The following is an 8,939-nucleotide window of genomic DNA, read 5'->3' as shown; positions in this document are numbered from 1 at the left end:
GCAGCAATGGCTGATTCATCTAGCCATACGGTTAGAGAACCGCGCTGCTTGAGGGCCTTGTTATAAGAGGGCCAGTTGGTGATTTTAAAATTTTGTTTTGCCATGGAGACCTGATTTTGAAACAACTGTGGTGATCTGCTACGATGATTACCCGAAAGTTCTATTTATTCAACAAAGCCCGGTAGTTACATCGAACGCGAGTACTACGTTTGATGCTACATCAACTCATTGAATACACAACCCATAATTCCTATTGTGCTAGACACCTGTTTTCTCTGGCATATACTGAAATGCCCTACCCACATAATTATTAAACAAAAATCATGACCACTGCTGAATACTTATTCAAGTTTCGCAAAGTGAACACTCTGGACAGCCTGGAAAAACTCTACGACCATTTAAATTATTCGCTGACGGATAATAAGAAGATTATCAATATGTCGCGCGCTGCCGACCACCGCCGTGCCGAGTTGTCTATGGGAAGAAAACTGTACAACCTCGGTTGCATTCCCAAATCCGTCTGGCGTTTCGTGCTTTAACCCCTGACAACGGGTCGTTTTCTATACGGCCTGTTGGTTCTTGCCTTGCGTTCCTTGCACAAAAGGCTTTGACTGTAACGATTTGCCCTGCCAACTGCGGGGCAAATATCCGCTTTTGGTGAATATCCCTATTTTGGGTGTGTTGTCGAAAGCCTTACAATGCCGGATAATAGTCCTGTTTTGTTTTATAGGCATGGTAATGACCGACTATCTACTTCTTTTCGTCAGCACACTGCTGGTGAACAATTTTGTTCTGGTGAAATTTCTCGGGCTTTGCCCCTTTATGGGCGTGTCCAAGAAATTGGAAACCGCCATTTGCATGGGGTTGGTAACAACCTTCGTCGTGACTCTCGGCTCGATGTTTTCCTGGCTAGTCAACGAGTATGTTCTACTGCCGTTGGGCATCGTCTACCTGCGTACCATGGCCTTTATTTTGATTTTGGCAGTCGTGGTGCAGTTCACCGAAATGGCCGTGCGCAAAACCAGCCCGGAACTCTATCGCCTGCTAGGAATTTTCCTGCCGCTGATCACCACCAACTGCGCCGTGCTGGGCGTTGCGTTGCTCAACGTCAACCTGTCACACAACTTCCTGCAATCAACGGTTTATGGCTTCAGCGCAGCTGCTGGTTTCTCACTGGTTATGGTGTTGTTCGCCGCCATTCGTGAACGCATTGCCGTGTCGGATGTACCCGCGCCGTTCAAGGGCTCATCGATTGCATTGGTCACCGCTGGGTTGATATCGCTCGCGTTTATGGGCTTTACCGGGTTGGTGAAATTCTAATGAATGACATTTGTATTGCGATTGCAGCGGTGAGTGTGCTCGCGCTGGTTTCCGGTTTGATTCTTGGTTTTGCCTCGCGCCGTTTTCACGTTGATGCTGACCCCATCGTCGAACAGGTCGAAGCGATGCTGCCGCAAAGCCAATGTGGCCAATGCGGCTATCCAGGCTGCCGTCCTTATGCTGAAGCCGTAGCGTTGCACGGTGTGCACATCAACAAATGCGGCCCCGGCGGCGAAGCAATGATGCTGAAGCTGGCCGAGAAACTCAATGTTGACCCGCAGCCGCTCGATGGTGACACAGCGGATCTGCAACCAGCACTCAAAGTCGCTTGGATCGACGAAAGCAACTGCATCGGCTGCACCAAATGTATTCAGGCCTGCCCGGTTGATGCCATTATTGGCACCACCCGCGCCGTGCACACCGTGGTGAGCGATCTCTGTACCGGTTGTGACCTGTGTGTCGCCCCTTGCCCTACAGATTGCATCGAACTGCGCCCGGTAGCCACCACGACGTCCAACTGGAAATGGGATCTTGAGACCATTCCGGTTCGCCTTATCCAAGTAGAACATCATGCTTAAGCTGTTAAATCTGTTTCGTAAAGAGAGAGTTTGGGATTTCGACGGTGGCATTCATCCACCGGAGATGAAAACCCAGTCCAGCCGCGTACCGATGCGTCACATCCCGCTGCCCGAACAGTTTATTATTCCGCTGAAACAGCACCTCGGACCGGAAGGCGAACTTTGCGTAAACGTTGGCGATCGGGTACTGCGCGGTCAACCCCTTACGCGCGGTACAGGACGCATGCTGCCGGTACACGCCCCTACCTCCGGCACGGTCAACGCTATCCGTCCACACATGACAGCACACCCTTCGGCCTTGCCCGAATTAAGCATCATAATTATTCCTGACGGGGAAGATCGCTGGTGCGATCGCCAGTGCTTACCTGATTATCAGCAGCATTCGATAGACACCCTGCTCGCGCATTTACATCAGGCTGGTATTGCTGGTTTGGGCGGCGCTGGCTTCCCAACCTCGGCCAAACTCAAAGGTGGGCTGCGCGGTATCGCAACGTTGATCATCAATGCCGCTGAATGTGAACCTTACATCACCGCCGACGATCGGTTGATGCAAGAGTATGCCCGTGAAATTGTGCAAGGGATTGAGATCCTGATGCATTTTCTTTCACCCGAACGTACCTTGATTGGCATTGAAGACAACAAACCCGAGGCTATCCAGGCACTGAGCCACGCACTGGCCGATCGCACAGACATTCGGTTGCGGGTCATTCCCACCAAATACCCCTCCGGCGGTGCCAAGCAGCTCACCAAGATTTTGACTGGCAAAGAAGTGCCCTTTGGCAAACATTCCGCCTCGATCGGAGTATTGATGCAAAACGTCGGTACCGCGTATGCCATCAAGCGCGCGGTGATCGACGGTGAAGCCTTGACGGAGCGAGTGGTCACCCTGACCGGGGAAGCGCTGCGCCAACCGGGAAATGTCTGGGCGCGCCTCGGCACGCCAGTGCGCCACTTGCTTAAACAGGCCTGGTTTCATGCCGAAAACAAAACCCCGATGGTGATCATGGGTGGACCGCTGATGGGCTTCAGCCTGCCCGCGCTTGACATTCCCATTGTCAAAATCAGCAACTGTATTCTTGCGCCGTCAGTGAACGAAATGCAGGCTCCAGAGCAAGAGCAGTCCTGCATTCGGTGCAGTAAGTGCGCCGACGCCTGCCCGGCAGGGCTGTTGCCACAGCAGCTTTACTGGTTCAGCCGCGGGCAGGAGCATGAAAAGGCGCGCGCGCACCATTTGTTTGACTGTATTGAATGCGGTGCCTGTGCCTATGTCTGCCCAAGCAATATTCCGTTGGTGCAATACTACCGTCAGGAAAAGGCTGAAATCCGCGCTATCGATCTTGAGGCATCGCGGGCGCAGCAGGCGAAAGCGCGTTTTGATGCAAAACAGTTACGTCTGGAGCGAGAAAAAGTGGCGCGTGAACGGCGTCATCAGCAAGCGGCTGCCACAGTGTCTACGGCGGATAAAAAGGCCGTTCAGGCTGTGCTGGAGCGCGTGCGTAGCAAAAATGCGCTTGCTGAACCGCTTGCTGCCATTGCGATAAATCCTGACCAAACGCCGGATAACAGCGCGGTCATCGCTGCGCGCGAAGCGCGAAAAGCTCAGGCGCGCGAGAAGCAACGTATGCAGGCAGATACCGAACAAGCCCAACCGGTTTCCGCTGTACCAGAGGATCCAAGACAGGCTGCGGTGGCTGCGGATATTGCTCGGGTTAAAGCTAAAAAGACAGCGCAGCAAGCGCCTGAGGCTATTCCCCCAGCGACTGTCGCCACGCCAGCACCCGAAGCGGAACCTGTGCCCGATCTGAGCGACCCACGCAAAGCCGCTGTTGCCGCTGCTATTGCCCGCGTTAAGGCCAAAAAAGCGGCTCAGCAAGCGCCAGAGGCTATCCCCCCAACGATTGTCGCCGCGCCTGCTCCCGAAGCAGAACCTGAGCCCGATCAGAGCGACCCACGCAAAGCTGCCGTTGCCGCTGCTATTGCCCGCGTTAAGGCCAAAAAAGCGGCTCGGCAAGCGCCGGAGGCTATCCTCCCTACTGTTGTCGCCGCGCCGGCCCCCGCAGCGGAACCCGCTCCCGATCTCAGCGACCCACGCAAAGCCACCGTTGCCGCTGCTATTGCCCGCGTTAAAGCACGTAAAGCCAAACAGGCGTTAATCCATACTCACGAGGAATAGATGGCTTTCAAGATCGCAAGTTCGCCTTTTACCCATAACCATCAGCGCACACAGCGCATCATGCTGTGGGTAATACTCGCCTGTGTGCCCGGTATCGCTACCCAGACCCTGTTTTTTGGCGTCGGCACCTTGATACAAATCGCCCTCGCCTCGGCCGCAGCGCTTACGGCGGAATCTGTGACATTGTCACTGAGGAAATTTGCAATACGCACCACGCTGGCGGATCAATCGGCGCTGTTAACCGCCATTCTACTCGGTGTCAGCTTGCCCCCGTTGGCACCCTGGTGGATGGTGGTGCTTGCCACATTTTTCGCTATCGTGATCGCCAAGCAACTGTATGGCGGATTAGGAAACAATCCGTTTAATCCTGCTATGGTCGGCTACGTAGTGCTGTTAATCTCCTTCCCGGTCCAGATGACCAGTTTGCTACCGCCCAGCGCGCTACAGGTGGCACCGGTCACCTTCGTTGATGCACTGCATGTGATTTTTACTGGACAAACCGATGCGGGTTTACACATTCAGGGGATAATACAGAACATTGATGGCATTACCCAAGCCACGCCGTTAGATGGCTTCAAAACCGGCCTGCGCGCCGGGGAAACACCGGCACAAGCATTACAACACCCAATCTTTGCGGAGAGTCTGGCGGGCGTGGGCTGGCAATGCGTCAATCTGGCGTACCTTGCCGGTGGCATTCTTTTACTACTGACCCGCTCCATTCGCTGGCATATTCCCGTCAGCATGCTGCTCTCTTTGCTGCTGTGCGCCGCGCTCGGCTGGGTATTGATGCCGGAAAAAGCCGCACCTCCACTGCTGCATCTGTTCTCTGGTGCCACCATGCTCGGTGCTTTTTTCATCGCCACCGATCCCGTGACGGCCTCAACCACCAATAAAGGGCGCTTGTTGTTTGGCGCGCTGATTGGGCTGCTGGTGTGGTTGATCCGTACCTACGGTGGATACCCGGATGGCATCGCGTTTGCGGTATTACTGGCGAATATTACCGTTCCGCTCATCGATTACTTTACCCAACCACGCGCCTACGGCCATCGTCGATAAGGAAATAGCATGATCAGCACGATGCGACGTCACGCGACCACGCTGGCACTGTTTGCCTCCTTGACCACCTGCTTGACAGCGGTGGTCAATACCCTGACCAAACCTACTATTGCACATCAAGCACAGTTGCAACAAAAAGCGTTGCTGGATCAGGTGATTCCTCCTGATATTTACGACAACAACATTCTGCAAGAATGTTACCTTGTCACCGATGAGGCGCTGGGCACGACATACGCGCGACATCTCTACCTTGTACGCAAAGGTGATACTCCGGTGGCGGCAGCCATTGAATCGAGCGCACCAGACGGTTATTCCGGTGCCATTCATCTGCTGATAGGGGCGGATTTCCATGGTAAGGTACTCGGGGTTCGGGTGACTGAGCACCATGAAACGCCAGGACTGGGAGACAAAATTGATCTGCGGGTATCTGACTGGATAACCCGCTTTACCGGACGTACGGTGCAAAGTGCCGACGATCGCCAGTGGGCCGTCAAAAAGGATGGCGGCGAATACGATCAGTTCACCGGTGCCACCATCACGCCCCGTGCCGTGGTAAACGCCAGCAAACGGACTGCGCTTTTTATGCAGACCCTCCCGGCGCGCCTGACGACATTGCAGAATTGTGGAGCAGAGTAACATGAGTGAAGTGAAACACCTTCTGGCCCAGGGGCTTTGGAAAAACAACTCAGCGCTGGTGCAACTGTTAGGCATGTGCCCACTGCTGGCCGTCACCTCCACCGCCACCAACGCCTTGGGCTTAGGGTTAGCCACCACGCTGGTACTGACCTGCACCAATGCAGCGATTTCCGCCATGCGCCGGTGGGTCCCGTCTGAAATCCGCATTCCTATTTATGTGATGATTATCGCAGCCGTGGTCAGCTCGGTGGAAATGCTGATTAACGCCTATGCCTACGGCTTATACCAGTCGCTGGGCATTTTTATTCCACTGATCGTCACTAACTGTTTGGTTATCGGACGTGCGGAAGCCTACGCCGCGCAAAACCCCGTCGCCCTTTCGGCACTGGATGGTTTCGCCATGGGCATGGGAGCGACCTGTACCATGTTCGTGTTGGGTTCCCTGCGTGAATTACTGGGTAATGGCACGCTGTTTGACGGTGCAGACTTGTTGCTCGGCAATTGGGCCAAAGCGCTGCACATCGAAGTGATCCACGTTGATACCCCGCTTTTGCTGGCGATGCTGCCGCCTGGTGCGTTTATCGGTTTAGCGCTGCTGCTTGCCGCCAAATACCTGATTGACGAAAAAATGAAACGCCGCCGCGCCGTCAGCGAGGCAAAACGGAACGTTACAGCAGTTGACACGCTGACCGGAACGGCACCATAAGCACAAGGATAAGACGATGAACAAGGAAAAACGCTGCGAAATCTTGCGTCGTCTGCGCGATGCGAATCCACATCCGACCACAGAGTTACACTTTGATACACCGTTCGAGCTGTTGATAGCCGTACTGCTTTCAGCACAGGCCACAGATGTCAGCGTGAATAAAGCCACTGCAAAACTCTATCCGGTCGCAAACACACCAGAAACCTTGTTGGCACTTGGTGTTGACGGTGTAAAAGCTTATATCCGCACCATTGGCCTGTTTAACAGCAAGGCTGAAAATATCATCAAGACCTGCCGTATTCTGTTAGACAAGCATCAGGGTCAGGTACCGGAAAATCGCGAAGCGCTGGAAGCACTGCCCGGTGTCGGTCGTAAAACCGCCAACGTAGTGTTAAACACCGCCTTTGGTTGGCCCACCATCGCCGTTGACACGCATATTTTCCGCGTGTGCAACCGTACCGGATTCGCGCCGGGAAAAAACGTGGATTCAGTAGAAGAAAAGCTATTGAAGGTAGTGCCAGCAGAATTCAAAATCGACAGCCACCACTGGCTGATTCTGCACGGACGTTACACCTGCATCGTCCGTAAACCGCTCTGCGGTTCCTGCCTGATTGAAGATTTGTGCGAATTCGGTGACAAGGTATACGCCTGAGGCTACTCAGTGCATTGAGCAACGTCTTGCCAAGATCCATTCTGATATCGCGTCCAGGGCACCGTGCGCGTAAGCAGACTGTCCTGCGGCTAAAAATCCCCACTGCGTCCAACGCCGCCATTGTTCGTTCATTTGATAATTAAACCATTTGGCGCGCAGTAATCCGTGGGTGGCATCTTTGACTTCGCGTAAGCAGCGTGAAGTTGCCACCGGCAGTAACCGACTCCACACCGTTAATGTTTCCTTCGAGGAAAGTAATATAAAAATAAATAATTAATAAAAACAAATTGATACATAAAATAACCCAGTAATTTTCTGCATTTGTTATACACATAGTTATTCATTACTTCCTGCACAACCGCGCAAACTCTCGAACGCTTGGAAACAACTTTCACGGCCTATGATGGCTTTAGTATAGTCATACCCCCAAGCTGTTTTCCCATGCACACCCCGTATGCAACAACATCCCAGCTCCACGATAGGGACGATGTGCCAGCAACTGAGAGAATACACACTGGGGTTCATATCTACCAGGCTCACACATGGCTGCACAAAACCTCCTCAGCGCTTATGCTATGCGAGTTCTGCTGAGCATACCCCACGACCTACAAAAATATTTTAGGTCTCCGTGAAGCGTACAGGCGTTGGATAGGAGTAATTGGGGAAGTAATTCTCTTACCTGAAAAACTTATTTATTTAGATAGGCGAAAAGGTGTTGTTCTTGTTGTTCATTATTTTTTAATGCCATGATATTTAATGGATTTAATCACGAATTTGTGAACAACATACCCCCTATTCTGAACAACATAAGCTCTCAACGGAACAACACATTCTCAGGTGAAGGCGCTGGAGAAGTCCTTCAGACGTGCGCAAGTCAAAGGGGCATGAATTGCGTATCTTTTAGAGACGCGGTTGGTTAAATCAAACTAACCCATTGATAAATATTGATTATAACGAAACGTTAGAATTGCATCGGAATGCGCACGAGGTTTTCACCAAAACGGGCGTAAACTAATTGCCACAAAGAACCACGTATCTTTTAGCGATGCGGCTGAGGACAGGCTCCCCTCTTAAAGAGTGTTGGTTATTTTCTGCACTACAAAACTTTCGTAGTTCTGAACCACGTGACTTAAAGTCACATGGTTAGGTCGCTGCACAAATCCACAATCGGTGTTAACATTCAATAGGTTATCTGCACATACCTCCATACTGATTTCAAATCCCTAGCGTCACTGCAATAATCGTCGCACCGACCTACCCAAAAAGTGTAGGTCTCATCTGCCGACCTACGAAACTTTCGTTGGTTTAGGGGGATTTGAAGAGGTTAGATATTTTATGGCAATTCACACACTTGAGCATCGATCCATAGAAAGTGCATCGATGGGTGATATTTGAAATGTACCTGTAGCAACCTGCATTTATAAATGGTCAAACCTGCATTTATCGCTCATTTTCAACCCACATTAACTGCAACCAACACTGGTCTCAAACCCACAATACCTGTAAATGAACCTACATTTATCTGCACCGACCTGCATTCCATTGCCCCCCACCCACAATAACTGAAAATGACTGTACTGTAAGTCCTCAGGCACAGTCCCCTAAGAATAACTTGATAAGGAAGTACGGTATCAGTCACAGAAAATTAGGCATACTTTTATCCTAAATAGAAATACTGGCTTTGTTGAATAAATCAGAACTTGTAACGACTGCGCCCCATACGGGTCGATTGTTACGTGATGCGAATACTGTTCGGCATTCCTGATAGCGTGATCCGGTTAAGCGCTTTGACCATGACCATGGCTTCACCCACCTGAG

At 51.9% G+C, this 8,939-nt stretch carries 8 protein-coding genes and 2 pseudogenes; 8 read left to right on the top strand and 2 right to left on the bottom strand.

Annotation, left to right across the window (positions count from 1 at the left end):
* A pseudogene (locus QZ506_RS18365) lies at nt 1-104 on the bottom strand (IS5/IS1182 family transposase); the annotation flags it as partial.
* Between the two features lie 219 nt (nt 105-323).
* Here QZ506_RS18365 and ydgT point away from each other — a divergent pair.
* The 8 genes from ydgT (at nt 324) to nth (ending at nt 7,121) form a co-directional block, all read left to right on the top strand.
* A complete protein-coding gene (gene ydgT / locus QZ506_RS18360; RefSeq protein ID WP_291973026.1) occupies nt 324-539 on the top strand; it encodes a transcription modulator YdgT in 216 nt (71 codons plus the stop codon).
* 199 nt (nt 540-738) lie between these two features.
* A complete protein-coding gene (gene rsxA, locus QZ506_RS18355) occupies nt 739-1,320 on the top strand; it encodes an electron transport complex subunit RsxA (RefSeq protein WP_291973025.1) in 582 nt (193 codons plus the stop codon).
* On the top strand, nt 1,320-1,898 hold the full coding sequence (gene rsxB, locus QZ506_RS18350) for an electron transport complex subunit RsxB (protein ID WP_291973024.1): 579 nt from the start codon (nt 1,320-1,322) through the stop codon (nt 1,896-1,898). The genes rsxA and rsxB overlap by 1 nt, the downstream gene beginning before the upstream one ends.
* A complete protein-coding gene (gene rsxC / locus QZ506_RS18345) occupies nt 1,891-4,071 on the top strand; it encodes an electron transport complex subunit RsxC (protein ID WP_291973023.1) in 2,181 nt (726 codons plus the stop codon). The genes rsxB and rsxC overlap by 8 nt, the downstream gene beginning before the upstream one ends.
* Nucleotides 4,072-5,127: an electron transport complex subunit RsxD gene (gene rsxD / locus QZ506_RS18340; protein WP_291973022.1), complete on the top strand. Its 1,056-nt coding sequence runs from the start codon at nt 4,072-4,074 to the stop codon at nt 5,125-5,127.
* A gap of 9 nt (nt 5,128-5,136) precedes the next feature.
* The gene (rsxG, locus tag QZ506_RS18335; protein WP_291973021.1) at nt 5,137-5,763 is read left to right on the top strand and encodes an electron transport complex subunit RsxG; all 627 of its coding nucleotides are present in this window, start codon (nt 5,137-5,139) and stop codon (nt 5,761-5,763) included.
* Between the two features lies 1 nt (nt 5,764).
* Entirely contained in the window at nt 5,765-6,469 is a 705-nt protein-coding gene (locus QZ506_RS18330; RefSeq protein ID WP_291973020.1) for an electron transport complex subunit E, read from the top strand.
* A 16-nt stretch (nt 6,470-6,485) separates the two neighbouring features.
* Nucleotides 6,486-7,121 carry an endonuclease III gene (gene nth / locus QZ506_RS18325; RefSeq protein ID WP_291973019.1) on the top strand — a complete coding sequence of 212 codons (636 nt, stop codon included), beginning with the start codon at nt 6,486-6,488 and terminating at the stop codon, nt 7,119-7,121.
* 1,732 nt (nt 7,122-8,853) lie between these two features.
* Here the strand turns inward: nth and QZ506_RS18320 are convergent.
* A pseudogene (locus tag QZ506_RS18320) lies at nt 8,854-8,939 on the bottom strand (lipoprotein); the annotation flags it as partial.

Source organism: Candidatus Symbiopectobacterium sp., from assembly GCF_020054415.1.
Taxonomy (GTDB): Bacteria; Pseudomonadota; Gammaproteobacteria; order Enterobacterales; family Enterobacteriaceae; genus Symbiopectobacterium.
The sequence above is the reverse complement of the archived record's forward strand: the minus strand, read 5'-3'. Positions and strand labels throughout refer to the sequence as shown.

Coding starts and splice junctions, on each gene's coding strand:
- ydgT (WP_291973026.1), top strand. CDS start 324: ATGACCACTGCTGAATACTTATTCAAGTTTCGCAAAGTGAACACTCTG.
- rsxA (WP_291973025.1), top strand. CDS start 739: ATGACCGACTATCTACTTCTTTTCGTCAGCACACTGCTGGTGAACAAT.
- rsxB (WP_291973024.1), top strand. CDS start 1,320: ATGAATGACATTTGTATTGCGATTGCAGCGGTGAGTGTGCTCGCGCTG.
- rsxC (WP_291973023.1), top strand. CDS start 1,891: ATGCTTAAGCTGTTAAATCTGTTTCGTAAAGAGAGAGTTTGGGATTTC.
- rsxD (WP_291973022.1), top strand. CDS start 4,072: ATGGCTTTCAAGATCGCAAGTTCGCCTTTTACCCATAACCATCAGCGC.
- rsxG (WP_291973021.1), top strand. CDS start 5,137: ATGATCAGCACGATGCGACGTCACGCGACCACGCTGGCACTGTTTGCC.
- QZ506_RS18330 (WP_291973020.1), top strand. CDS start 5,765: ATGAGTGAAGTGAAACACCTTCTGGCCCAGGGGCTTTGGAAAAACAAC.
- nth (WP_291973019.1), top strand. CDS start 6,486: ATGAACAAGGAAAAACGCTGCGAAATCTTGCGTCGTCTGCGCGATGCG.